This is a genomic window from Pseudonocardia sulfidoxydans NBRC 16205, from assembly GCF_007989085.1.
GTDB classification, from domain to species: domain Bacteria; phylum Actinomycetota; class Actinomycetes; order Mycobacteriales; family Pseudonocardiaceae; genus Pseudonocardia; species Pseudonocardia sulfidoxydans.
On the sequence record NZ_BJVJ01000024.1, the window covers coordinates 51,339 to 75,446 of the forward strand.

Here is a 24,108-nt window from a genome sequence, read left to right on the forward strand (position 1 = left end):
CGACCAATCCGTGACGGACGGCCCCGCCGGCACCGGTGAACCCGGTGACCGGTGGGGCGGTTCCGTCTCCGCTCCGGTTCCGGAGGCCGGTATCCCCACCGAACCGCGGCCCCCCGACGAGGGCACGTCCGGCGCGACCTTCGTCCAGCGCGGCGACCGGATCTTCCGGTTCCTCGCCACGGGCTCGGGTGCCTTCGTCGTCGCACTCATCGGCGCCATCGGCCTGTTCCTGCTGATCCAGGCCGTCCCGCCGCTGCTGCAGAACAACGCCGACTTCCTGACCAGCAGGCAGTTCGAGGCCGGCGACCCGAACAATCTGCACTTCGGCATCCTCGACCTGCTGCTCGTCACCGTCGAGGTGTCGCTGTTCGCGCTGGTGCTGGCCATGCCGATCGGGCTGGGCATCGCCCTGTTCCTCACCCAGTACGCGCCGGCCCGGGTCGCGCGGCCCTTCGGCTACCTGGTCGACCTGCTCGCCGCCGTGCCGTCGATCATCTTCGGCCTCTGGGGCCTGTTCGTCCTGGCGCCGGTGATCCAGCCGTTCGCCCTGTGGCTGCAGGACAACCTGGGCTGGTTCTTCCTGTTCTCCCCGGGCAACGTGCAGATCGCCGGTGCGACGGTCTTCACCGCCGGCATCGTGCTCGCGGTCATGATCCTCCCGATCATCACCGCCATCAGCCGCGAGGTGTTCGCGCGCACGCCGCGCGCCCACATCGAGGCGGCGCTCGCCCTCGGCGCGACCAAGTGGGAGGTCGTCCGGATGACGGTGTGGCCCTTCGGCCGCGCCGGCTACGTCAGCGCCTCGATGCTCGGCCTCGGCCGCGCGCTCGGCGAGACGATCGCGCTGATGATCATCCTTGCGGCGACGCCCGCGATCTTCACGGGCAGCCTCTTCGACGGCGGCGCCACGTTCGCCTCGAAGATCGCCCTGTCGTTCGCCGAGCTCAACAACAACCTGTCGGCGGGCGCGTTCATCGCGGCCGGTCTCGTCCTGTTCGTGCTGACGTTCCTCGTCAACGCGGCCGCCCGCTGGGTCATCGCGCGCTCGGGAGCCAAGGCATGAGCACCACCATCGACCTGGACAAGGCGGCGACCGCGCCGACCTTCACCGGCATCAGCGCGGGCCGCAAGGCGCGCAACAGCCTCGCGACCGTCCTGATGACACTCGCGTTCCTCGTCGCGCTCGTGCCGCTGGTGTGGGTCATCTGGACCGTCGTCAGCCAGGGCATCGCCGCGATCGTCAGCTCCACCTGGTGGTCGCAGTCGCTCAACGGCCTGCTCGCCCGGCAGGAGGGCGGCGGCGCCTACCACGCGATCGTCGGCACCCTGCTCCAAGGCCTCGTCTGCGCGATCATCGCGACGCCGATCGGCATCATGGTCGCGATCTACCTCGTCGAGTACGGCGCGGGCACCCGGCTCGCCCGGGCCACGACGTTCATGGTCGACATCCTCACCGGTGTCCCCTCGATCGTCGCCGCGCTGTTCGTCTACGCGGTCTGGATCTCGATCTTCGGCCTGCCCCGCAGCGCCTTCGCGGTGTCGCTCGCACTCGTGCTGCTGATGCTGCCCGTCGTCGTCCGGTCGACGGAGGAGATGCTGCGCATCGTCCCCGACGACCTGCGCGAGGCGTCGTACGCGCTCGGCGTGCCCAAGTGGAAGACGATCGTGAAGGTCGTCATCCCCACGGCGCTGTCGGGGATGCTCACCGGCATCGTGCTCGCGCTCGCCCGCGTCATGGGCGAGACCGCGCCCGTGCTGATCCTCGTGGCCTACGCCCCGTACATCAACTTCGACATCTTCGGCGGCAACATGGCGTCGCTGCCCCTGATGATGACGGTCGAGCGGAGCAACCCCACCGACGCCGGCGCCGACCGGCTCTGGGGCGCGGCCATCACCCTGATCCTGATCATCACGATCTTCCAGCTCCTGGCGGCCTTCCTGTCCAAGGTCACCGCCCCCAAGACCAAGTGAGAGAGGGCCTCCGGTGGCCAAGCGCCTGGACCTGAAGGACGTCGACATCTACTACGGCAAGTTCCACGCCGTCGACAGCGTCAGCCTCGCGGTCCCCCCGCGCAGCGTGACGGCCTTCATCGGCCCGTCCGGCTGCGGCAAGTCGACCGTGCTGCGCACCCTGAACCGCATGCACGAGGTCATCCCCGGCGCGCGCGTCGACGGGGAGATCCTGCTCGACGGAGAGAACATCTACGGCCCGTCGGTCGACCCGGTGAGCGTGCGCCGCACGATCGGCATGGTGTTCCAGCGGCCCAACCCGTTCCCGACGATGTCGATCCGCGACAACGTGGTGGCCGGACTGAAGCTGCAGGGCCGCAAGGGTAAGAAGGAGCTCGACGAGGTCGCCGAGCGCGCCCTGCGCGGCGCGAACCTGTGGAACGAGGTCAAGGACCGGCTCGCCAAGCCGGGCGGCGGCCTCTCCGGCGGTCAGCAGCAGCGTCTCTGCATCGCCCGCGCGATCGCGGTGCAGCCCGACGTCCTGCTCATGGACGAGCCGTGCTCGGCGCTCGACCCGATCTCGACCCTCGCCATCGAGGACCTGATCTCCGAGCTGAAGGCCGACTACACGATCGTCATCGTCACGCACAACATGCAGCAGGCCGCCCGCGTCAGCGACCAGACGGCCTTCTTCAACCTGCGCGCGACGGGGGAGCCCGGCCGCCTCGTCGAGATCGACGACACGCCGAAGATGTTCTCCAACCCCACCGAGCAGGCCACCGAGGACTACATCTCCGGCCGCTTCGGCTGAGCCGTCCGGGGACCGCGACAGGCGGCGGGTCAGATCGGGAGGGGGTCGGGCCCGCCGCCGACCACGGCGTAGATGGTGCGCTTCGCCACCGCCACGGCGTGGTCGGCGTAACGCTCGTAGAACCGGGCCAGCAACGTCAGGTCCACGGCCGCCGTCACCTCGTGCGGCCAGCTCTGGTCCATCAGGACCGCGAACACCTCCCGGTGCAGGTGGTCCATCTCGTCGTCGTCACCGTCGAGCTCCGCGGCGAGCAGCACGTTGCCCGTCCGCAGCACCTCGGACGCCTTGAGCGCCATCGTGATCGCCGTGTCCGCCATCCGTTCGAGCAACGGGTGCACCTCGCCGGGCACGGGTGACGCCGGGTGCCGGCGGCGGACCGCCTTCGCCACGTGCCGGGCCAGGTCGCCCATCCGCTCGATGTCGTCGGCCACGTGGATGACCGCCAGCGCCCGCCGCAGGTCCGTCGCCACGGGCTGCTGCAACGCCAGGATCGTGACGGCCTGCTCCTCGATCTCGTCGCGACGCGCGTCGATCGCCGCGTCGCCGGAGATCACGCGTTCGGCGAGCCGCACCCTGCCCTCGAGACATGCGGTGGTCGCGTCGCGCATCGCCTGGGCGACGTCGTGGGCCATGACGGCCAGCCGGTCCGTCAGATCGGTCAGCTGTACCTGCAGCGCATCACGCACCGCGTCAATCTAGGAAACGGACATCGCCGGACGCGGTGTTCGGGGTGAACGCGGGATGAACTGCGGGAGTCACGGGTTCTGCGACGACGAGTCGTCCAACCGGAAGCCGACCTTGAGCCCGACCTGGTAGTAGTCGACGCCGCCCTCGGCGAGGTGCCCCCGGATCTCGGTGACCTCGAACCAGTCCAGGTTGCGCAACGTCTCCGACGCGCGCGCCACCCCGTTGGTGATCGCCTCGTCCACGCTCGTGGTGGAGGTCCCGACGATCTCGGTCACGCGATACACGTTGCTCGACATGACCGATGTGTCCCCGAACGAGCCCCGCGCCAAACGGCGGGACCGGCCCCGGGGCGGGGTAGGTCAGACGGTGAGCGGTCCCGGCATCTGTCCGGTGACCACGTAGACGATCCGGCGGGCCACGGCGACCGCGTGGTCGGCGTAGCGCTCGTAGAACCGGGCGAGCAGCGTGACGTCGACGGCCGCGGCGACGCCGTGGTCCCAGTCGCGGTCCATCAGCACGGTGAACATGTGCCGGTGCAGGTCGTCCATCGCGTCGTCGTCGGTCTCGAGCTCCGCCGCCGCCGCGAGGTCACGGCTGCGGATGACGGCGGCGGCCTTCGTGGCCAGCTCCACGCCGACGCGGCCCATCTCGGAGAAGTACGGGGCGATCTCGTCGGGCAGCACGGGCTGCGGGTGCCGGCGGCGGGCCGCCTGCGCCACGTGCAGCGCCAGGTCGCCCATGCGCTCGATGTCGCCGGCGCCGTGGATGGCCGACACGACGATCCGCAGGTCCGTCGCCACTGGCGCCTGCAGCGCCAGCAGCGCGAACGCCTGCTCCTCGGCCCGGTCCCTGACACCGTCGATGCCGACGTCCTCGGAGATGACCTCCTCCGCCAGCTGGAGGTCGGCGTTCAGGAGGGCGTGCGTCGCCTTCCCCAGTGCGGCCGCCACCCTGTCGCACATGTCCGCCAGCCGGTTGGCGAGCTCGTCGAGTTGTTCCTGGTAGTGGTCACGCATGCCGGAAAGCCTACGGCGAAGGGTCCGCCGAGTCCGCTCCCGTGAGTGAACCGACGGTGAACGATCGCGGTCTTCCGCCTGCTCAGAGGGCCCGCGGGGCCTCAGGAGCACGTGTCGGCGACCGGCCCCGCCGCCGCGGGCGCACCCGCGGGCGTCGTGGAGACCGCCCGGATCGTCCCGTCGAACGAGTCGCCCAGGACCAGCTGAAGGACACCGCTCGCCGTCGCGTCGGGAACCGACCGTGCCGACGGCACCGCCGACGCCACCACCTGCGCCTCCGCCGACCGGTCCGGGGAGAACCGGATCACCGTGTCGGCCGCGGGCCGCGACGCGTTGGCCACCGACCCGATCCCGAACGTCACCGCCCGCAGCCGCGACGCGACGTCCTGGGCCAGACCGGTGCGCTGCGACGCGTTCAGCACGTCCACCGAGATCGCGGACGGCGCCGGCACGTCGACCGTGCTCGGCGTGACCTCGGGAAGTGGCGCGCCCGTCCGCAGCGCCGTGAACAGCGCCGACGCGTCCCGGTCACGCAGCACCGCGTTGCCGCGGGTGTTGATCTCCCCCGTAGTCGGCACCGTGACGAACGGAGCCTGCGGGCCGGTGCCCCGCACCGTCGACGCCGCCGCCAGCAGCTGGTCGACGTCCATCCCGTCGGCCACCACCGACCGGCCCAGCACCTGCCCGAACGCGGTGCTGCCGAACGGGTTCAGCAGCGCCGGCGTCGACAGCGCGCCGTCGAGCGCCGACGCCAGCACCCGCTGCTGGCGGTCGACGAGCCCCTCGTCGGTCCCGGCGTCGCCCTGCACGTGCCGCGCCCGCACGACTCCCGCCGCGGTGGCCGCGTCGAGCGTGACCTCACCGGCGCCGGAGGTCACGGTGCCGAGCACCCCGTCGACGACCGGGCGGTCCAGGCACACCGGCAGCCCGCCGAGGGTGCCCGCCATGTCGCCCAGCCCGCCGAGCTCGACCGCCGCGAAGGCCGACACCGACAGCCCCGTGAGCTGCTGCACGACCCGCACCACACACGCCGGCCCGCCCGACCGGTAGGCGGTGTCGATCGTCGTCCGCGTCTCCGCGGGCACGGTCTGGTCGAGGTAGCCGCCCGTGGCCGGGTCCCAACCCCGGCACGGCGGCCGGTTGATCTCCAGGTTCCGCGGGAACGACAGCCGCGTCACCACGCCACCGTCGGCCGGGGTGTGGGCCAGCACGATCGTGTCGGACCCCGGATCGGTCCCCGTGGTGGTGTCGACGCCCAGCAGGAGCACGTTGTGGGTGCCCGCCTGGGCCTCGGCGTCGAGCACCGCGGCAGACTCCGGGTCCAGGGCGGCGACCTGCTGGATGCGGCCGTCGAGACCGAGCTTCGACGACCAGCCCACCGTCATGGCGACGAACACGGCCAGGGCCGCCGCCACCGCCGCCCAGCGCAGCCGACGTGCGCCCGTGTCGATGTCCGGGGACCAGGGGCCGCCCGCGGGAAGCGGTTCCGGAGGCTCGTCGTCGTACGTCCCGTCGTGCTCGCGGGGTGGGACGGGGCCACGGTGTGCGGCCGACAGCCGGGTCAGGCTCTCGTCGATCCTCCTGCGGCGCGCGTGACCGTCGTCGGGGGTGGCGAGGTCGACGGGCTCCTCCGCGTCGGTGTCACCGGTCGCGGCCGTGACCCCAGCGACGCCCTCGGGCGCGACTCCGTCGGTGCCCTCGGGCGCGACCCCACCGGTGCCTTTGGGCGCGACCCCGCCGAGGGCCTCGATCAGGCCCGGGGGCAGGGAGCTCGGCGTAGGCCTGGTCGCGGCCCGAGAGCCCGCCGGTGTCGCCGCCGGTGTTGCCGCCGGTGTCGGGGGGTTCGGGGGAGGTGCGGGGCGGCGCGGTTCCGCGGGGGGAGCGCCCGGAGGCGGCGAAGCAACCCTGGGGATGGTGGTCGTCGGGATCGCGGCGGTCGGGGGCGTCGTCGCCCGGATCGCGGTCGTCGGTGGGCCGTCCCGGGCGTCGTCGCGGACCCTGGGGTGTTCCGGCGAGGCGTCGTCGATCCGCGGTTGCAGCTGCGTGAACTGCTCTGTGACGGGATCGCCGCCGACCACCGGCAGCACCGACGTGTGCGGCGTCGCACCGTCCCCACGGGGGCTTCGCCCGCGCCGACCGGTCGTATCCCGGTCAGGCTCCCCGGGGGAACGTGGTTCCGGGGGAGTGTGCGGGCGGCGCCGGGCCGAGGGCTCCCGCGGACGGTCCGACCCGTTCGGCACGGTCACCTCCTCGGCCAAAGCGAGAGGGCGGACCCGGCCGTGTTCGACCGACGATCCGCCCCCGCGTCCGCCCGAGTTTACGGAGCCGACCCCCCGCGGCCGCCCGGGGGCGTGCTCACCCCGTGGTGCGGACCGGCTGCGGGATCGACCGGCGACGCGACGCCGGACCCGCCAGCCGCACCAGCCCGGTGCGCTCCGACCGGTACGCGACGGCGTTGCGGCCCGCCTGCTTCGCCGTGTACAGGTGCGCGTCGGCGGCACCGATGAGGCGCTCGACGTCGGTGGGGCGGCTGTCCGAGTGCGCGACCCCGATGCTCACCGTGACCCGCAGGTCCGGGTGCAGCTCGTGCCACGGGTGCTGCGCGACCCGTTCCCGCGCCGCCTCGCACCAGCGCACCGCGTCGGCCAGCGCGCGGCCCGGCATGACCAGCGCGAACTCCTCGCCACCGTAGCGGGCGCAGAACGCGCCGTCGGGCAGCGCCGCGTCGAGCTCGGCGACCATCCGCTGCAGCACCCGGTCGCCCAGCAGGTGGCCGTGGGTGTCGTTGACCAGCTTGAAGTGGTCGATGTCGGCCAGCGCCACGCAGATGCCCGCGGTGCGGACGGTGTCGTCGCCCAGGTCGGCGAGATCGGTGAGCAGCGCGTCGAGCCGCTCGTCCAGGTAGCGACGGTTGTAGCTCGCCGTCAGGCTGTCGCGGCGACTCTGCTCCCGCGCCTCCGCGTGCTCGCGGCGCAACCGGTCCAACTCGTCGGGTGCCGCCGTCGCGCTGCCCGCCATGTGGTGCAGCCGGACCGCCGCCCGCAGGTGCGTGTACGCCTGCTCCCACAGGCCCTGCGCGGCGAGCTTCTCCGCCTCCGCGGTGTGCCGGGCGGCGCGGGCCGCGGCCACGGCAGGGGTCGCCTCGACGTCACCGATCGGCATCGGCCCCGCCGTCACCGTCGCATCGCTCACGTCATCACCCCCGTCGCCATGCCGATTGTCTCGTCGTGACAGGTGTGACGCTTGAGGTTTCCGGGCCTGCGCAACCCTTTCGCGCCCGACTCCACACGACCGGGCGAGGACGCCTGCACCGGCCGTAGAGGCGATCACCCGCCGGAATGATCCAGTTCCGCACCGAACGGCACCGACGGGTCGCACGGGTCGTCCAGCCAGTGCTCCGGCAGCACGACACGCCCCGGCGACCCCTGCCGCCCACGCGGGCCCTCGGCGTCGGCGGGGAACGGCTCGTCGTGGTCGAGCATCGCCAGCAGCTCGTAGAGCTCGTCGATGCTCGCCACCATGCCCAGCCGCTTGCGGACGTCCCCGCCCACCGGGAACCCCTTCAGGTACCAGGCGATGTGCTTGCGGACGTCGCGGATGCCCTTGTGGTCGCCCATGTGCTCGCACAACAGCACCGCGTGCCGACGGATCGTCGCCGCGACCGTGCCCAGGTTCGGCGGCGTCGGCAGCGGCCGGCCCGCGAACGCCGCCTCCAGGTCGGCGAACAGCCACGGCCTGCCCAGACAGCCCCGCCCGATCACCACCCCGTCGCAGCCGGTCTGCGCGACCATCGCGAGCGCGTCGTCGGCGGAGAAGATGTCGCCGTTGCCCAGCACGGGAAGCTCCGCGGGCATCGCGTCGCGCAGCCGGGAGATCATCGACCAGTCGGCCGTGCCCGAGTAACGCTGCGCCGCGGTCCGGGCGTGCAGCGCCACCGCCGACACCCCGCAGTCCCGCGCGATCCGCGCGGCCTCGAGGAACGTGTGGTGCTCGTCGTCGATGCCGATGCGCATCTTCACCGTCACCGGGATGCCGGCCGGCGCCGCGTTGTCCACGGCGGCCCGCACGATGCGCTCGAACAACCGCACCTTGTACGGCAACGCCGCCCCGCCCCCGCGACGCGTCACCTTGGGTACGGGGCAGCCGAAGTTCAGGTCCAGGTGATCGGCCAGGTCCCGCTCCGCGATGACCCGCACCGCCGCGCCGATCGTCGCCGGGTCGACGCCGTAGAGCTGCATCGACCGCGGGTGCTCGTCGGGGTCGAACGCGATCATGCGGAACGTCAGCGGGTTGCGCTCCACCAGCCCGCGCGACGTGATCATCTCGCACACGTAGTAGCCCGCGCCCTGCTCGCGGCACAGCCGCCGGAAACCGGGGTTGGTGATCCCGGCCATCGGCGCCAGCACCACCGGGGTGTCGACGGAGAACTTCCCGATACGCAGCGGCGGCAGCACCGGCGTCGTGGCCGGTGCTGCCGCCGTGGTCGCCGGGCGGGCGACGAGGTCCTGCACACTCACCCGGCCGATTGTCCTCCGTCTAGAAGCCGACGTTCACGCAGGCCAGCCGGTCACCCGCCGTACCGGCCTTCCCCGGCTCCATCGACGTGTGGTTCGCGTGCACCACCACCGACTTCGGCGCCGCCGTATCGGTGAAGTCCCACGCCACCTTCGACGTCGCCGACGCGGCCCCCGACCCACCTGTCGACAGGTCCAGCCAGATCTCGTTCTGCGGGTTCGCGAAGGCCGGGTCGACGCTCGGCGTCACCGGGTCCTTCTCGTGCTGGAAGTGCGGCCCCGAGTCGGCAGCCGCTGCGCCGCAAGGCTTCGTGTGGGCGTGCGCGCCGTAGTGATGGTCGGGCAACAGACCTGTGACCGTCAGCGTGACCGTCGACGACCCGCCACCCGAGCGCGACGACACCGCCACCGACGAACCCAGCGGCACGAGATCGGGCTTGTACGTGATCGCCGCCGTGTCGGAGGCGGAGAACTCCGTGGCGACGTCCACCGCCCGGGCCTGGGCGTTCACCGCGGTCGCGGGCGCGTCCGACGGGCGCTCCGAGTTCGAGCAGCCGACGAGCAGCAGGGCGGCGAGAACGATCGTCGCGGAAGTCCGCAATGCACGCATCGGAGCAGGATCGCCGATGACACACCGTGACCGACGGCAGGTGGGGGTGGCGGCGCGACGAAGGTCACGGGCAGACCCCGGTGGGGCGGCGGTGCGGGGGAGCGGCAGGTCGTAGTCTGGCGTGGGCGCTGCGGCGCCTGCGGGCCTCTAGCTCAATCGGCAGAGCAGCGGACTTTTAATCCGCGGGTTCGGGGTTCGATCCCCCGGGGGCCCACACCATCTGACCTGCAGATATGGCAATCGCCGCCCTGCCAGCCAAGGCCCTGACTGCGAGTCTGACTGCGGATAGACTGCCGACATGGCTACCGCGGTACCGAAGCGTCAGCGCGGGACGATCCGGCAGCGGGGCAGCTCCTACCAGGTAGTCGTTTACGCCGGCCAGGATCCCGTCACCGGCAAGCGCCTCTATCTGACCGACTCCGCCCCCGACGCTCGCGAAGCGGAGCGGATCCGCCGTCGTTTCGTGGGCCAGGTCGACGAGCAGCGCAACGTCCGTACCCGTGTCACGCTCGGGAAGGCCTTGGAGTCGTGGTTGCGTACGCACGAGGCCGAGGAGTCGACGCTCGACGGCTATCGCGGCTACATCCGCCGCACGATCGAACCCGCACTCGGCGACGTGCCCATAGGGAAGGTCACCGCGCAAGTCCTCGAGGAGTTCTACGCCGAGCTCCGACGCTGCCGTCACCGCTGCCGAGACGGTGAGCCGGCGGTCGACCACCGGACGGCCGTAGCGCACGAATGCCGGGAGATCCGGCACAAACGCAAGCCCGGCCGTCCGGGCAAGACCCCGCACGACTGCGCGGCGGCGGGTTGCGTTGTCGTCGAGTGCCCGCCACACACCTGCACGCCGATGGCGGCGTCGTCCATCCGCCAGGTGCACTGGATCCTCAGCGCAGCATTCGCGGCCGCGGTCCGCTGGGAGTGGATCCGCAGCAACCCTGCCGAGGTGGCGAGGAAACCGAAGCAGCGTGCGCCACAACCGACGCCGCCGACGGCTGCAGAGGCGGCCCGGATCATCGAGGCAGCCTGGGCGCAGGACGACGAGTGGGGGACGCTCGTCTGGCTGGTGATGGTGACCGGCATGCGTCGAGCCGAGGTGCTCGCGCTCCGCTGGAGCGATGTCGACCTGCAGGGCGGCAAGCTCACCATCAGCCGCAGCTACGTGCGCACGAGTCGGCGAGCGCTGGAGAAGGACACAAAGACGCACCAGATGCGTCGGATCTCCCTCGACACGGCGACGGTGGAGGTGCTCGACGAGCACCGCCGGCGGGTTGAGGAGCAGGTCCGCCGGATTGGGCAGGAACCGACGCCGGCAGCGTTCCTGTTCTCGCACAAGCCGTTGCACGACGGGCCCGTGGATCCGAGCGGCGTGACGCACCGGTACGGGCGGATGTGCGCGGAACTCGGGATCGACAGCCACCTCCATGCCCTACGGCACTACTCGGCGACCGAGCTGCTCACCGCGGGCGTCGACCTGCGCACGGTGGCGGGTCGTCTCGGGCACGGGGGCGGTGGGGCGACCACGTTGCGCGTCTACGCCGCCTGGGTCGCCGAGGCCGACCAGCAGGCTGCCGAGGTTCTCGGCAGCCGCATGAAGCGGCGATGAGGGGCCGGCGCGGGCCTACGTCGAGGAGAGGCACCCCTCGACATCGACTGTGCTAATCGTCTGCAGTCGCCCAAGCATTTTCTCTGCCACCTGCACTCCCGCATCGTGCGCCAGCCGGCCGGAATGACTCGCTGAGGCGTCGGTCAACAGCCAAGATCGGATCCCGTGCTCGAACGCATCGACGGCGGTCTTAAGGACGCAGACCTCAGTGTCGATCCCGCACACGAACATGTCCGTCCACTGGAGTGACTCCGCGAGCGCTGAGCCCTCGTCGTTGAACAGCGTGTAGATCGTCTTGTCGATGACGGCCGTGGCTTTCCGGCTGAGGTCCTGCAACTCGTCGACGATGTCGATTTCTGGCGAGTCCTTGAGCTTCGACCACCCCATGACCCTCTCGAACGGGCTGCCGTCGTAGTTGAGATAGCGGGTGAACACGACGTCCCGACCGTTGTCGAGCCAATCTTGGGCTAGGCGTGCGACGATCGGCACGACGTGCCGGGAGTGCTCGGTTACGAATCCGTTCTGGACGTCGACGACGACCAGAACCGGGTTGATCTCTGGCACCTGCTACCGCCTGTCGCAGTCTCGGAGGGTGTCGATTGCCTGGTCTAGTCTGCGGACCAGGCCGCTGGTGTTGACGATGGCCTCGCGCATGGCGCGGTGCTGCGAGGTCTCCTGTGGGCGCTCGGTCGTCAGGCGAGAGCGGATACCGCGCAGGTAGCGCCAGCTGTACTCCGGCGGTACCTCGGGATCGGCGCCCGCCTCGACGACGCGGCGGATGTAGTCGGCGTACGCCCACGCTGCTTGTACAGATAGCTCGCAGGCCACCAGCTCGCGCTCGGCGAGGCACTGCTCGGGGGCGAGCGGCGAGTAGACGACGCCGGACCACGAGGCGTACGCCGTCGCGATACCTCGGACACCGAAGTCGCAGATGTCGGGGTGGTCGAATCCGTCGCGAAGGAACGCCTGCTCGACGACCGAGGCATGAGCGAGCTTCTCCTCCGGAGTTCCCTTCTCGTGTCGACTGACGAGTACGCGCGGAACGCAGAGCAGTCGGAGCGCGGTGTCGTGCTGCGCGCCATCCAGCGGGGTGTCCTCGACCAAATAGGCGCTCAGAATGTAGGGATCACTGAGGACTTTGATCCCCAAGCCCGTCACGGCCTGGACTGCGCGCTCCATGTTCTCGTCGTAGGTGAGGCGGCGCCAGACTGCGACCGAGGAAACGGACTCCGGCTCCAGGACCTCGACGAGGTGAAACATGACGACCCCGAACGGCCAGCAGAGGGCTCGGGCGTCGGCCATATCGAGTTCCTCGACTCGCTCGCAAGTCAGCCAGTCGTCCTCGGTAGCTGCCGTGGACGAACGTCGCCGAAAACCGGCCACCGCGTCGGCGCCGACGTACAGCGGCACGAACTTGTGGCTACGGATCCGGTAGGTGCTGCTGCTTGCTGAGACTGACTCGGACGGTCCAAACAGGTCGACCGGCGACCGCTGGAAGAAGGCGGCGATGAGAGTGGCGTAGAACTCTTCCGGTCGCCGAACTCGGCCGGTCTCCAGACGGTAGATCTGTTTCTCGATGTTCGACTCGCCAGGGGAACTCCAGCCACGCGTCTGGCAGAAGTTGTGCAGCTCCCGCGCGAGCCTGGGCCGGCCCCACGTCCGTGAGGCGCGAAGCTCCAGGAGAACGCGGTTGGGCACGCGGGAGCTCGATGTCCCTGTGTCCATGCCAGGTGTCCCCCATGTCCTGGGACACCGCGCCGTGTCCGTCGTTGTCCTCGCTGTCGTCTGTTGATGTTGCCTGCACGGCGCGACTCTTGGGGCATGAACGGAGAAAGTCGACAGAACGAGTTACCGCGGATCGGCTCGCTGAGCCTCCAGCTCGGCGACGCGCGTTGCCAGGGCGTCGAGGTCGCGCCGCAACGCCGCCAGGACCGCATCTCGCGGCACGGCCGCCTGGGACGCTCCCTCAAGCACGAAGGCACCCTTGCCTTGGTGCGTGGTCACGAGGCCCTCTGTCCGCAGCTCGGCTACAGCGGAGCGGGCCACAGTGATCGAGACGCCGTACTCGCGCATCAGTGCGGAGTACGACGGCAGCTGTTGACCCGGAACGAGTTGCCCACTCCGGATCTGCTGCCGGAGCGCCTCGGCGACCTGTAGATAGGCCGGCTCCCCGCGAGTCCAGTCGGCCAACTCGCACATCCCTTCCGCCGCGCAGGCGCACGGCCGTTCGTCGCCTCACAGCATGCCGTGAGACCTCACGCGGAGGAACACTTGACGCGCTATGAGGCAGAGTGCACTATGAGCAACAGTGAGCAGCTGAGGAGAGGACGGACAGCGTGAGCAGCGACAACGACCAGATCCAAGGAAGGCCAGATGTCCGATCGGCGATGCGGTCGGCCGCGTTGGACCGCGCGATCCGCAAGCGAGCGGAAGGTGCCCCGACGTACACAGTCTCCGAGGCGGCGGCGCTCCTGAGCATCTCGCAGGAGTACCTGTACCGGCTGATCCAGGCCGAGGCGTTCCCGGTGGTTCGCATGCGGCTCAGCGGACGGAATGGCCGTTACGTCATCGCAGCCAAGGCAATCGAGCAGCTGCTAGACGGCGCCGTGAGCGGCGGCGCCGACGAGTTGGCGAGCACCACGCAGGGTTTCAAGCTCGCCGGAGGTGCCGCGTGAGCGTCGGGGTGTTGATCGTGTTCGCGATCGTGGGTGCGGTGATCTGTGCGAAGGCGCGGGTAGCGGCGGGTGCGGTGGTGTTCTCACTGGTGGCGTTGGTGTTGTTCGTGGCCACCCCAGCCGGGCAGGGCCTGCCGGATGCAGTGTCGTCGTTTCTGTCCACGGTGGATCACTCGACGACCCCGGTGCTGACCCACGAAGCCCCGGCGGGTTCGGCGGCTGTGGGATGACCGCCGCGCACGAGATCGCCCGGGACTGGCGCGCCGACGCGCTGTGCGGGCAGGTGGACCCGGAGCTGTTCTTCCCGACCGCCGAGCGGGGAGCGGTGTTCGAGGCCCAGGTGGCAGCGGCCAAGCGGATCTGCGCGGGGTGCCCGGTCCGGGCCCGGTGCCTGGACTACGCCCTCGACGCCCTGCCCGACGGGGTCGCCGGGGGACTGACGGCCGCCGAGCGGCGGGCGATGCGCACGGCGGTCGGCCGCGGCGACCCCGCGGCCGGGTTGGCGGAGTTGATGCCGGCCAGCGGGTGCCAGCGCGAACGCGCCGCTGCGGGCCGGGCGGCGGCCGCGGCCGGGATGGGTCCGGCGGAGCTGGCGCGCCGGTTCAGGGTCTCGTCGGGCACGGCCCACCGGTGGCGGGCCGAGGCCCGCCGCGCACACATCACCAACACGTCGATGTCCTCGACCCCGAGTACGGGGGAGGGGAGCCCGGTTGCAGCCGGTACTCCCCTCCGGATCTTCGCAGCACCACACGCCCTGGCAGGCAACCGAGCACTGGAAGGACCTGAACTCTAATGAACACCACCACGATTCACCACGGCCGCAACGCGCGCCCGGAGGCAGTCGAGCGGGCCGAGGCCGGCGCGAAGGCCTGGCGGGCGGCCGGGCACGCCCAGCGCTTGGCGTCGGCCGATCACCGCGACTTCTACGCCCTCGCCGGGGACCTGACCGACACCCTGGCCGCGGTGGCCGGGCTGGCCGAGGTGCTGGCCTGGCAGGTCGCCCACTACGCCGACGGGCGCCCGGTCTGTGACGACTCCCAGGTGGTGGATCCACGCGAGCGGCTCGATGCCGCGGCGCTGGATCTGCACGAGCTGGCCGCGCGAGCACGGCACGCGGCGCGGTCGGCGCACACGTTCTGGTCGCGGATCAGCCACATCGGCCTCGACGACCAGCCCGCCGCGATCGCGCCCGGCCGTGCGGGGGTGCCCCGATGAACGTCTGGTCGGTGGTGCTCGTCGCCGCCCCGATCGTGGCTGCGATCGTGACCGTGAAGCGTGGGGCGAAGGTGCTGGCCGGGGTGTTCGGCCTGGTCGCCCTCCTGCCGCTGTGGGCGCTGCTCACCGCGGTCGGGCTGCCGCTGCTGCTCGTGGCCGGCGCGGTGGCCGCGCTGGTGGGCTGGCACCGGTGGTCGCGCTCGGCCGCGACGGTGACCCGGTGGGGTGCGCGGTCACGGCGTAAAGCTGGCGTGGCCTCGACCCTGGACATCACCCGGCACGCGGGCAGTGTGGCGATGCGCCGCCGGTCCGGTTCGGTGCGGCCGTCGCTGGCCGGGCTGGGCTGGCGTGATCGGGCGCGGCTGCCGGTGGTCGAGGTGGCGGTGCGGTTGTGCCGAGCCGGGCTGGTGTGGGTGTGGTCCTCGGTCGAGGACGTCACGCTGATCTTCGGTGGGCCCCGGACTGGCAAGTCGGGGTGGTTGGCCGGGCAGATCCTCGACGCTCCCGGCGCGGTCCTGGTGACCTCGACGCGGACGGATCTGCACGCCCTGACCGCGGCCCGCCGCGCTGCGCGGGGGCCGGTGTTGGTGTTCAACGCGGTCGGCCTGGGCGACCTCGCGTCGACGGTGACGTTCAACCCGGTCGACGGGTGCGTGGATCCGGTGACGGCGGGGGAGCGGGCCACGGACATGCTCGCCGCGACCACCCGGGCCGGCGGGTCGGGGGATCGGGAGTTCTGGGACGCCCAAGGCCGCCGCGTGCTGGCCGCGCTGCTGCACGCCGCCGCCCTGGGCGACCGCAGCATGCGTGACGTGCTCGGGTGGTTGGCTGACCCCGGCAAGGCCGCCAAGGACGTCACGGTGTTGTTGCGGCGGAGCCCGGAACCGGCGTTCGAGCTGGACCTGGGCCAGTTCCTGACCACCAACGACCGGACCCGGTCGTCGATCACCTCAACGATCATGCCCGCGCTCGGGTGGCTCACCTCCCCGGCGGCCTGCGTCGCGGCCGGCCTGACCGAGCAGCCCGGCTGTGCCCGCCCGCTCAACGTCGCGGAGTTGATCGCGGGCAACGGGACGGTGTTCCTGGTCGGTGGGGACGAGGCCCAGGTCGCCCCGCTGGTGTGCGCGCTGACCGGGCACGTGGCCCGGCAGGCCCGCCGGATCGCGGCGACCCGGCCGGGCGGGCGGCTGGATCCGCCGCTGCGGCTGGCGCTGGATGAGGCCGCGCTGATCTGCCCCGTGCCGTTGGAGTCGTGGACGGCGGACATGGGTGGGCGTGGGGTGAACATCGTGGCCGCGTTCCAGTCCCGCGCCCAGCTCCTGGCCCGCTACGGCCAGCACGATGCGGCGACGATCCTGAACAACGCGGGTGCGGTGATGGTGTTCGGTGGCACCCGCGACCGCGACGATCTCCAGTTCTGGTCCACCCTGACCGGGGACCGCGACGAGCCTGCCGACACGGTCGACCCGATCGGGCGCACGACCGCGCGGACGTCGCGCAAGACGGCGGTGTTGTCCCCGGCGCAGATCGCGAACCTCCCGGTCGGGCGGGTGTTAGTGATCCGGCGAGGGATCGCCCCGGTGATCGGGCGGGCCCAGATGCTCTGGCAACGCCGTGACGTCCGCCGGGCCGCGTTCGCCGCCGACCACCCGGAGCTGGTCGAGCGCTACGAGCGGCTGGCCGCCTGGTGCCGGGAGCTCCCGGCGCGCACGGCCCGCCGGCTCGGACGCCGTCGCCCGGTCCGGCCGGCCCGGGCGGTGCTGACGGCCGGCCCGGTGGTGGCCGAGATCGAGCGCGTCGACGAGTGGCCGGCCCCGCCGCGGCTGGTCGTCATCGACTCTGCGGCACCCGACACCGACGACGACGCGGACGGCCACCGGCCCACCGGCTGACCCCGCCACCCGCACCCGACTGCCCTCTCACTGCCGGCCAGGCCCGCCCCGCGCGGCCGGGCCTGGTCCGGCCTGCCCAGATCAAGGGGAGCACGCGATGACCAACCCCAACAACAACCACGAGACCCCGCCCGGGAGCCGTCCCACCGGCCCTTCTGACACGGCGAAGTCCACGCCGCCAACCGTGGAGCAGGCGTGGGCCGGGCCGGTGGCCGGGCTGGCCCGGCTGGTCGACGGGCTACGCCGCGACCTCGACCCCCTCACTCCCGTGCCCGACCGGGTGGAGGAGCTGGCCGCGCTGCTGGCCGGGCTGGCCGAGACCGTCGCCTCGATCGCCTCCCGCAAGCACGCCGGCCCCGCCCCCACCTGGCTCCTCGCCCCCACCGACGAGGTCGAGACCGCAGGCCTGCTCGACGGGCTGGCCGGCTGGATGGCGGTCGTCTACCTGCGCTACCCCGACGCCGCGACCGGGCTGCCTGACTGCTGGTGCTGGCACCCCGACGTGGTCGAGGAGCTGGTGTGGCTGATGCACGCCTGGTCGGCCGCCTACCAGGGCCCGGCGGCGTCGGTGGCGTTGGCGGGGGACTGGCACGACCGCCAACGCCCCGGCGTGGTCCGCCGGATCCGCCAGAGCGCCGGGTCGTGCTCGCGGGAGAACCACCAGACCCGCCCCGGGCGTCCACCACTGCCCACCGGCGCGCCGACCGTCGCCGCGGTCGCCGAGTTGTCGGTGATCGCCGGGTGGTGGGGCGTCGGCCGCGACCAGGCGGCGCCCGAACCCGCCAACCCCGACGTCACAGATGGAGACCGATCGTGACCACCCCCGTTCCCGAGGAGCCCGGTCGACCGTGCTGGTGGGTCGAGCGCGACGTCGACGCCGTCGAGACGGCCTTGTGGCCATGGATCACCGCGGCCGGCGAGATGGAGATCCCGCTGCTCGGCACCCCGGACTGGGCCGCCGCGGAGGTGCCGGCGCGGTTGGCGGCGGTGGCGGTGTTCGTCCTCGGCGCTCTGGTCGAGCGCGACCCCACGGTGATCGCCGCCCGGCTGGCCGCCGAGATCGCCACCGTCCGGCTGTCCAACCAGCTAGCGCGCAAGCAGGCAGCCGAGGCCATCGCCGAGGCCATCGACGCCCGCGCAGTGGCCACCCGGATGCTGCAGCGCGAGCAGATCCGCCGGGCCGACCAGGCGGCCGGTGCCCGATGACCGGCCCGGCCGGAGCCCGGCGGGCGTCGGTGGTGCTGTGGCTGCCCGGGCTGGTCGTCGCACTCGGTGCGGCCGCGGCGACCGCGCACGGCCTCTACGAGGTCGCCGCCGCCGCCCGGGTCCCGGCCGGAATCGCGTGGATCTACCCGCTGATCACCGACGGCCTGGCCGTGGTCGCCTACACCGCCACCGCCCGGCTGACCGGGTCCGCGCGCCGCTACGCCTGGGCGGTCGTCGTCGTGGCGGCCGGGCTGTCCGGGCTGGCGCAGGCGGTGTTTCTGGCCAGTGACCCGGTCGGGACCGGTATGGGTGCTGCGGGTGCGGTGGCCGGGCTCGACGTGCCGGGGGCGCTGCGGTTCGGGATCGGGGCCTGGCCTGCGGTCGCCGCCGCGCTGGCCGCGCACCTGCTGCACCTGCTCGCCGCAGGCACCCACAGCCCCGACGCCGAGCCGGGCCGATGCGACCCGACGCCTGCCGAGCCGTTCAGTGACGCGCCCACTGCGGCACGTTCAACGGCGGGTGTTCAGGCCGCGGCGTTCACCGGCGCCAGTGTTCAAGCCGATGCCCTAACCGCGCCGCTGCCCGTCCTCCCCGCGGGTGTTCAACCCCGACCGGCTCCCGCTGCGGATACCCCGGCGGTCAAGCCGTCGCCCAAGGCGGTTGAACGGCCCGCTGCGCGGGCCGGGGAGGCCCCGGCGCGCGAGCGCGCCCAGGCCGCCGCCGCCCGGCTCACCGCCGACACCGGAGGCCTCCCGACCGTCTCGGAACTCGAAGCCGCCGCCAGGGTCTCCCGCGGCACCGCCGCCACCGTCCTCAAGACCCTGCGCGAGCGCCCCGGGCCGCCCGCCCCGGCGCGAATCACCGCCACAACGGCCACCACGAACACCGAGACCGACGACCACGAGGAGCCCCAGCCATGACCGCCACCAAATGCCAGAACCCGATCACCGAGCACGACACGACCACGCACCGCACCACTCAGCAGCCCATCACCGACACCGACAAAACCACCGAAACAGACACAAGACCAACAAGAACGAAGCCATCACACCTTTGCATCACGATCCGAGGGTGCGGGCCGGCCTCCGGCCGTCCGCGGACGCAGCCTCGCTTTGTTGATCTTGAGAGTGCCGGTTCCCAGCAGGGTGGGGGGTGGTCGTGGTGTTGAGGATCTCCAACGGCTACAGCCCGGACTATCTGCTCAAGCAGGTCGCGACGGGGCGGGAGAACTACTACACCGGCGCGGTGGCCGAGGGGGAGCCTCCGGGCCGCTGGTGGGGTGCGGGGGCGGAGCGGCTGGGGTTGCGGGGGCTGGTGGAGGCGCAGGACATGCGCGCGGTCTACGAGCGGTTTCTCGACCCCCGGGCCGAGGGGTTCACCGACCCCAACCAGTGGGGGGAGTTGCCCACCCTCGGCCAGACCGGCCGCCGGTACAAGTCGGAGGACGAGTTGTACGCCGCGGCGGTTGAACGGGAGCCGAGCGCCAGTGCTGAACGGCGGGTTGAACTCCGTACAGAAGCGGGGAAGGCGGCCCGGCGGAATGTCGCGTTCTATGACATGACGTTCAGCGTGCAGAAGTCGGTGACGCTGCTGCACACCGCGTTCGAGGCCAAGGAGACCGCGGCCCGCGCCGCCGGCGACGAGGCAGTGGCCGAGGCGTGGGGGCAGTTCCGCCAGGCGGTGGAGGAGGCGATCTGGGCGGGCAACAACGCCGGCCTGGCCTACATGGCCGAGCACGCCGGCTACACCCGTGTCGGTCACCACGGCGGCCCGGCCGGCCGGCACGCCGACGCCCATGACTGGGTGGTGGCGTCGTTCTTCCAGCACGACTCCCGGGACCACGACCCGCAGCTGCACGTCCACAACACGATCCTCAACCGGGTCGAGGGCCCCGACCGCGGGTGGCGGACCGTGGACGGGCGGAGCCTTCACCGGTGGCGCCCGGCCGGGGCCGCGGTCGCCGAGCGCACCACCGAGGAACGCCTCACGGCCACGCTCGGGTTGCCGATCGCGACCCGCCCGGACGGCAAGGCCCGCGAGATCGTCGGCGTCGCCCCCGAGGCGATGGCTCTCATCTCCTCGCGCCGCCGTGCGGTCACCGCGAAGGCCGCGGAGCTGATCGAGGGGTTCGAGGCCCGCCACGGGCGTGCCCCGACCAGCTACGAGCGTGAACGGCTCTCGCAGCACGCCACGTTGATAACGCGGCGGGCGAAGTCGCACACCGGGGAGACCCGCGACCAGCTCCTGGACCGGATCGACGCCCGGATCCGCGGCGAGATCGCCGGCGGGCTGGCCGGGGTCGCCGACGCCGCGCTGGCCGCCCGCGCCGAGGGCGGTCCGGCGGTGCAGGCGTGGTCACCGACGGCGGTGATCGAGACCGCGCTCGCCGACGTCCAGTCCCGCAAGGCGGCATGGACCCGCGCCGATCTCACCGCGGCGATCAACGCCGCACTCCCCGACCATTTAGGCCTGGTCGAGGGCGGCGACGTCGGGCGACTGCTCGACGACCTCACCACACAGGCACTGCGCGCCGCGACCCCGCTCGACGCCGCCCGCCCGGCCATTGACGCGCTTCCCGCAACGTTGCGGTTGGCCAACGGCGAGTCGGCCTACCAACAGCCCGGGGCGCAGCTCTACGCCACGCCCGACCAGGTCCGCACCGAACGGTTCCTGGTCGCGGCCACCGCCGACCGAGGCGCCGCAGCGCTGCCCCGGGAGCAAGTTCGCCGGTTCCTCGACCAGGTCGCCGAGTCCGGGATCGAGCTGGGCGTGGACCAGGCCGCCGCGGTCCGCGGGGTACTCACCTCCGGCGCCCGGATCGAGTCCCTGGTCGGCCCGGCCGGGACCGGGAAGTCCTTCGTGGTCGGGGCGATCGCCCGCGGCTGGGCCACCGCCCCACACGCCGAGGGCGAGCTGGCGGGGCGGGTGTTCGGGCTGGCCACCAGCCAAGTCGCCACCGACGTCCTGGCCGGGGAGGGGCTGGCCGCGCGCAACGTGGCCCGCTGGCTGGCCACCCAGGACCGCCTCGCCACCGCACCTGCCGAGGGACAGGCCCAGCCCGACGATGCCGAGTGGGCGCTGCAGGGTGGGGACCTGGTGGTCGTCGACGAGTCCGCGATGACCGACACCCCGGCGCTGGCCGCCATCCACCGTCACGTCGACGCCGCGGGGGCGAAGATGCTGCTCGTCGGGGACCACAAGCAGCTCGCCGCGGTCGGCGCCGGCGGCGGCATGGACCTGCTCGCCAATGCCGGGGCCCGCTACGAGCTGGCCGAGGCCCGCCGATTCACCGCGGACTGGGAACGCGCCGCCTCGCTGCGGCTGCGTGCGGGCGACGAGTCGGTCCTGCGTGACTACTTCGAACACGGCCGCCTGCTCGACGCGGGAACCGTCGAGCAGGCCGAGCAGTCCGCCACGACGGCGTGGCTGGCCGACACCCTCGCCGGCCGCCACTCGCTCCTGATCGTCGGCACCAACGACCAAGCCGCCCGCCTGTCCGCCCAGCTCCGCGCCGAACTGGTCCGCTTGGGACGCGTTGCTGAGGACGGAGTCCCGCTCGGGCTGCAGGGCACCTACGCCGGGGTCGGGGACCTGATCGAGGCCCGGCGCAACGGGTGGCACCTGGCCGGGGTGGAAGGCAACCGGCGTGGCCCGCTCAACCGCGAGACCTACCGCGTCACTGCCACCCGCCCCGACGGCGGGCTCGAGGTCGCCCCCATCGCCGGTCGCGGCCCGGACGGCGAACTCCTCGGCGAGACCATGGTGCTCCCGGGCGACTATGTGGCCGAGCACGTCGCCCTCGGCTACGCCTCGACGGTGCACGCCGCCCAAGGCGCCACGGTGGACACCAGTCATACGGTCGTCACCGGCCGGACCGGGCCGGCTGCGCTCTACGTCGGCCTGTCCCGCGGCCGTGAAACCAACATCGCTCACGTCACCACCACGACCGCGGTCGAGGATCCGGCCCACGGGCGGCCCGACCAGACCCAGCAGCGTCATCCCGTCGCCGTCCTGGCCGGGCTGCTCGACCCCGACGACCAGACCGTGGCCCGCTCGGCGCTGGCCACCGCCGCCAGCTCGGCCGCCGAGATCGACAGCCTGCGTGCGGCGGTGGAGCTGCTGGCCGACGCCGCCCACCTGGCGGCGACCGAGCGGACCATCGGGTGGCTCGACCAGCTCACCGCCGACGGCGCCCTGAGCCGGGCCGATCGAGTGCGGATCGCGGCCGAGGACGGGGCCGCGTCGTTGACCCGGATCCTGCGCCGTACCGAACTGGCTGGCCACGACCCCCGCGCCGTGCTCGCCGCGGCGATCGAAGGCCGGCCCCTCGAGGGCGCCCGCAACCTCACCAACGTCATCCACACCCGGATCACTGACAGTGGGTTGCGCCTGGACCCGGTCGCCGACACCTGGGCCGCCCGGGTCCCGAAGCTCGATGATCCGCAGTGGCAGACCTACGTCGATCAGCTCGCCGGGGTCGTCGACGAGCACACCACCGCGCTGGGGGCGGCCGCGCTGGCCGAGCCGCCGGCCTGGGCGGTCGCCGCGTTCGGCCCACCACCCCACGACAGCGATAGCGAAGGGCGGGTGCGGTGGCAGGCTGCGGTCGCCACCGTGGCCGCGCACCGCGAACTCGCCGGCCACACCGACGGTGCCAGCGATGTCGACGTGCTGGGCCGGGCCCCGAAGCCCGGGCAGGTCGAGCACTACGCCGCGTTCCGCGCGGCCTGGCAGGCCCTCGGACGACCTGAGATCGGGCGGGACGCGGCGGAGCTCTCGGACGGGCAGCTGCGGATGCGGATCCGCTCCGCGGCCCGCGACGAGATGTGGGCGCCCCGCTACGTCGGCAACGAACTGGCCGCCACCCACCAAGCCGCCGACGCCCACCGCCGCACCGCCACCCTCCGGGAGGCCGAGGCCCGCTCCGCGGCCGACCCCGCCGAGCGGGCGCGGCTGCAGCGGGAGGCCACCGACGCGGCCGCGCTGGTGCAAACACTCGACGCCCGGGCTGGGCAGCTGCAGGAACTCGACGACGCCCGGGCCCGGTGGCTGGCCCACACCGCCGGCAACCGTGCCGCCGCTGATGAGGCCACCTTGTTGCTCGCCGACCGCCACGCCGACACTGAACCCGAACAGCTGGTCACCGCGGAGGAGTGGCTGGCCGCAGCCCGCGACGCCGAGGCCGCCGAGGACCCGTACCGCGACATCACCGAGGCCGACCTGGCCGACGCGGAGACCGACCGCGACGTCGACACCGCCGCGACGATCGACGACGTGACCAGCGATCGGGGCGAGGACACGGTCGTGGTCGAGACCGCGGTCGCGGACCTGCGCGAGGTCGCCGCCCGCGAATCCCGCCCGACCGGCGAGGACACCGTCCGGGTGCCCAGCGCCGACGAGGTCACCGCCGCGCTCGACCGAGCGGCCCGGTCCCTGCACGAGATCCAGGCCCGCGAGCTGGCCGACCAGCAGGCTGAAGACGAGCGCCGGGCCGCCGAACTCGCCCGCTGGCACACCGACGACGCGGCGGACTATCACGCTGTCGACGACCAGGCCGACAACTGGAACGCCGGCTGGACCGCCGAGGACACCTACGACAGCGGGCACGATCTCGCGCCAACGTGAGTGGGAACCTGCACAACCATGGGCGCGGCCGGACCCGCCATTCAGGTCCGGCGCGCCCGTTCTGGTCGGCCCGGGTGCTGGTCAGCCCGCGATCGACTGCCCGGGGCGCGCCAGCCGCCACAACGTGGCCCGGTACTCCTCCCGGTCGGCCTCGGGAATGCGCTCGCCGTTCCCGTCGCGGATCGGGGCCATCAACCTCGGATCCGGCGTCTCACCGACCAGCCAGCCGAGCGCGGCCGTCACCCCGTGCGCATAGTGGCGGATGTAGCCGCTGCCCACCCGCTCCGCCCACCCCTGCGCC

24 protein-coding genes and 1 tRNA gene are annotated in these 24,108 nt (G+C 72.4%); 14 read left to right on the forward strand and 11 right to left on the reverse strand.

Annotated elements, in window-relative coordinates:
• The first annotated feature begins 91 nt into the window (after positions 1-91).
• From pstC to pstB, 3 genes are read left to right on the forward strand one after another with little or no spacing between them, the layout of a single operon-like run.
• Positions 92-1,063 carry a phosphate ABC transporter permease subunit PstC gene (gene pstC, locus PSU4_RS13885; RefSeq protein WP_222596255.1) on the forward strand — a complete coding sequence of 324 codons (972 nt, stop codon included), beginning with the start codon at positions 92-94 and terminating at the stop codon, positions 1,061-1,063.
• Positions 1,060-1,971 (forward strand): phosphate ABC transporter permease PstA, encoded by a 912-nt coding sequence (gene pstA / locus PSU4_RS13890; RefSeq protein ID WP_147107640.1) that lies wholly within the window; start codon positions 1,060-1,062, stop codon positions 1,969-1,971. The genes pstC and pstA overlap by 4 nt, the downstream gene beginning before the upstream one ends.
• Before the next feature lie 13 nt (positions 1,972-1,984).
• Entirely contained in the window at positions 1,985-2,761 is a 777-nt protein-coding gene (gene pstB, locus PSU4_RS13895) for a phosphate ABC transporter ATP-binding protein PstB (RefSeq protein WP_147107643.1), read from the forward strand.
• Positions 2,762-2,790: 29 nt separating this feature from the next.
• Here the strand turns inward: pstB and phoU (PSU4_RS13900) are convergent, their stop codons facing one another.
• From phoU (PSU4_RS13900) to PSU4_RS13930, 7 genes are all read right to left on the reverse strand, one after another.
• The gene (gene phoU / locus PSU4_RS13900) at positions 2,791-3,447 is read right to left on the reverse strand and encodes a phosphate signaling complex protein PhoU (RefSeq protein WP_147107646.1); all 657 of its coding nucleotides are present in this window, start codon (positions 3,445-3,447) and stop codon (positions 2,791-2,793) included.
• Positions 3,448-3,516: 69 nt separating this feature from the next.
• Positions 3,517-3,744, reverse strand: coding sequence for a dodecin (locus PSU4_RS13905; protein WP_147107649.1), 228 nt, complete (start codon positions 3,742-3,744; stop codon positions 3,517-3,519).
• Positions 3,745-3,807: 63 nt separating this feature from the next.
• On the reverse strand, positions 3,808-4,464 hold the full coding sequence (phoU, locus tag PSU4_RS13910; protein ID WP_147107652.1) for a phosphate signaling complex protein PhoU: 657 nt from the start codon (positions 4,462-4,464) through the stop codon (positions 3,808-3,810).
• 101 nt (positions 4,465-4,565) lie between these two features.
• Entirely contained in the window at positions 4,566-6,551 is a 1,986-nt protein-coding gene (locus PSU4_RS13915) for an LCP family protein (protein WP_186816934.1), read from the reverse strand.
• A gap of 268 nt (positions 6,552-6,819) precedes the next feature.
• Positions 6,820-7,656 (reverse strand): GGDEF domain-containing protein, encoded by an 837-nt coding sequence (locus PSU4_RS13920; RefSeq protein ID WP_307724785.1) that lies wholly within the window; start codon positions 7,654-7,656, stop codon positions 6,820-6,822.
• A gap of 134 nt (positions 7,657-7,790) precedes the next feature.
• A complete protein-coding gene (dusB, locus tag PSU4_RS13925) occupies positions 7,791-8,981 on the reverse strand; it encodes a tRNA dihydrouridine synthase DusB (RefSeq protein WP_147107657.1) in 1,191 nt (396 codons plus the stop codon).
• A 19-nt stretch (positions 8,982-9,000) separates the two neighbouring features.
• On the reverse strand, positions 9,001-9,588 hold the full coding sequence (locus tag PSU4_RS13930) for a superoxide dismutase family protein (RefSeq protein ID WP_147107659.1): 588 nt from the start codon (positions 9,586-9,588) through the stop codon (positions 9,001-9,003).
• Positions 9,589-9,729: 141 nt separating this feature from the next.
• Between PSU4_RS13930 and PSU4_RS13935 the strand changes: the two genes are divergently transcribed.
• Both PSU4_RS13935 and PSU4_RS13940 read left to right on the forward strand, forming a co-directional pair.
• Positions 9,730-9,802: transfer RNA gene (locus PSU4_RS13935), tRNA-Lys, on the forward strand.
• 84 nt (positions 9,803-9,886) lie between these two features.
• Positions 9,887-11,194 carry a tyrosine-type recombinase/integrase gene (locus PSU4_RS13940; protein WP_147107662.1) on the forward strand — a complete coding sequence of 436 codons (1,308 nt, stop codon included), beginning with the start codon at positions 9,887-9,889 and terminating at the stop codon, positions 11,192-11,194.
• A gap of 15 nt (positions 11,195-11,209) precedes the next feature.
• Here the strand turns inward: PSU4_RS13940 and PSU4_RS13945 are convergent, their stop codons facing one another.
• The 3 genes from PSU4_RS13945 to PSU4_RS13955 form a co-directional block, all read right to left on the reverse strand.
• Positions 11,210-11,758 (reverse strand): cysteine hydrolase family protein, encoded by a 549-nt coding sequence (locus tag PSU4_RS13945; RefSeq protein ID WP_147107665.1) that lies wholly within the window; start codon positions 11,756-11,758, stop codon positions 11,210-11,212.
• A 3-nt stretch (positions 11,759-11,761) separates the two neighbouring features.
• Positions 11,762-12,892, reverse strand: coding sequence for a hypothetical protein (locus tag PSU4_RS13950; RefSeq protein ID WP_246115105.1), 1,131 nt, complete (start codon positions 12,890-12,892; stop codon positions 11,762-11,764).
• Positions 12,893-13,042: 150 nt separating this feature from the next.
• On the reverse strand, positions 13,043-13,384 hold the full coding sequence (locus PSU4_RS13955) for a winged helix-turn-helix domain-containing protein (protein ID WP_222596252.1): 342 nt from the start codon (positions 13,382-13,384) through the stop codon (positions 13,043-13,045).
• A 146-nt stretch (positions 13,385-13,530) separates the two neighbouring features.
• Here PSU4_RS13955 and PSU4_RS13960 point away from each other — a divergent pair, with 146 nt between their 5' ends.
• The 9 genes from PSU4_RS13960 to mobF all read left to right on the forward strand — a co-directional run bounded on the left by PSU4_RS13960 (position 13,531) and on the right by mobF (position 23,807).
• On the forward strand, positions 13,531-13,869 hold the full coding sequence (locus tag PSU4_RS13960; RefSeq protein ID WP_147107673.1) for a helix-turn-helix domain-containing protein: 339 nt from the start codon (positions 13,531-13,533) through the stop codon (positions 13,867-13,869).
• Positions 13,866-14,099, forward strand: coding sequence for a hypothetical protein (locus PSU4_RS13965; protein ID WP_246115106.1), 234 nt, complete (start codon positions 13,866-13,868; stop codon positions 14,097-14,099). Before PSU4_RS13960 ends, PSU4_RS13965 begins: the two co-directional genes overlap by 4 nt.
• Complete coding sequence (locus tag PSU4_RS33020) at positions 14,096-14,662, forward strand: WhiB family transcriptional regulator (protein WP_147107676.1); 567 nt, start codon at positions 14,096-14,098, stop codon at positions 14,660-14,662. Before PSU4_RS13965 ends, PSU4_RS33020 begins: the two co-directional genes overlap by 4 nt.
• Positions 14,662-15,084 carry a hypothetical protein gene (locus tag PSU4_RS13975; protein ID WP_147107679.1) on the forward strand — a complete coding sequence of 141 codons (423 nt, stop codon included), beginning with the start codon at positions 14,662-14,664 and terminating at the stop codon, positions 15,082-15,084. The genes PSU4_RS33020 and PSU4_RS13975 overlap by 1 nt, the downstream gene beginning before the upstream one ends.
• Positions 15,081-16,976 carry a type IV secretory system conjugative DNA transfer family protein gene (locus PSU4_RS13980; protein WP_147107682.1) on the forward strand — a complete coding sequence of 632 codons (1,896 nt, stop codon included), beginning with the start codon at positions 15,081-15,083 and terminating at the stop codon, positions 16,974-16,976. Before PSU4_RS13975 ends, PSU4_RS13980 begins: the two co-directional genes overlap by 4 nt.
• Before the next feature lie 97 nt (positions 16,977-17,073).
• Complete coding sequence (locus tag PSU4_RS13985; RefSeq protein WP_246115107.1) at positions 17,074-17,793, forward strand: hypothetical protein; 720 nt, start codon at positions 17,074-17,076, stop codon at positions 17,791-17,793.
• On the forward strand, positions 17,790-18,182 hold the full coding sequence (locus PSU4_RS13990; protein ID WP_246115108.1) for a hypothetical protein: 393 nt from the start codon (positions 17,790-17,792) through the stop codon (positions 18,180-18,182). Before PSU4_RS13985 ends, PSU4_RS13990 begins: the two co-directional genes overlap by 4 nt.
• Positions 18,179-19,102: a hypothetical protein gene (locus tag PSU4_RS13995; protein ID WP_147107685.1), complete on the forward strand. Its 924-nt coding sequence runs from the start codon at positions 18,179-18,181 to the stop codon at positions 19,100-19,102. Before PSU4_RS13990 ends, PSU4_RS13995 begins: the two co-directional genes overlap by 4 nt.
• Positions 19,103-19,340: 238 nt before the next feature.
• The gene (gene mobF, locus PSU4_RS14000) at positions 19,341-23,807 is read left to right on the forward strand and encodes a MobF family relaxase (RefSeq protein WP_246115109.1); all 4,467 of its coding nucleotides are present in this window, start codon (positions 19,341-19,343) and stop codon (positions 23,805-23,807) included.
• Positions 23,808-23,888: 81 nt separating this feature from the next.
• Here mobF and PSU4_RS31255 read toward each other — a convergent pair.
• A partial coding sequence (locus PSU4_RS31255) for a hypothetical protein (protein WP_186816935.1) occupies positions 23,889-24,108 on the reverse strand: 220 nt, incomplete at its 5' end.

Bases quoted from the DNA above. Each gene is read 5' to 3' on its own strand.
- PSU4_RS13975 (WP_147107679.1), top strand. From the start codon at position 14,662: ATGAACACCACCACGATTCACCACGGCCGCAACGCGCGCCCGGAGGCA.
- phoU (WP_147107652.1), bottom strand. From the start codon at position 4,464: ATGCGTGACCACTACCAGGAACAACTCGACGAGCTCGCCAACCGGCTG.
- pstA (WP_147107640.1), top strand. From the start codon at position 1,060: ATGAGCACCACCATCGACCTGGACAAGGCGGCGACCGCGCCGACCTTC.
- PSU4_RS13940 (WP_147107662.1), top strand. From the start codon at position 9,887: ATGGCTACCGCGGTACCGAAGCGTCAGCGCGGGACGATCCGGCAGCGG.
- PSU4_RS33020 (WP_147107676.1), top strand. From the start codon at position 14,096: ATGACCGCCGCGCACGAGATCGCCCGGGACTGGCGCGCCGACGCGCTG.
- PSU4_RS13985 (WP_246115107.1), top strand. From the start codon at position 17,074: ATGACCAACCCCAACAACAACCACGAGACCCCGCCCGGGAGCCGTCCC.
- PSU4_RS13905 (WP_147107649.1), bottom strand. From the start codon at position 3,744: ATGTCGAGCAACGTGTATCGCGTGACCGAGATCGTCGGGACCTCCACC.
- PSU4_RS13995 (WP_147107685.1), top strand. From the start codon at position 18,179: ATGACCGGCCCGGCCGGAGCCCGGCGGGCGTCGGTGGTGCTGTGGCTG.
- PSU4_RS13930 (WP_147107659.1), bottom strand. From the start codon at position 9,588: ATGCGTGCATTGCGGACTTCCGCGACGATCGTTCTCGCCGCCCTGCTG.
- PSU4_RS13980 (WP_147107682.1), top strand. From the start codon at position 15,081: ATGAACGTCTGGTCGGTGGTGCTCGTCGCCGCCCCGATCGTGGCTGCG.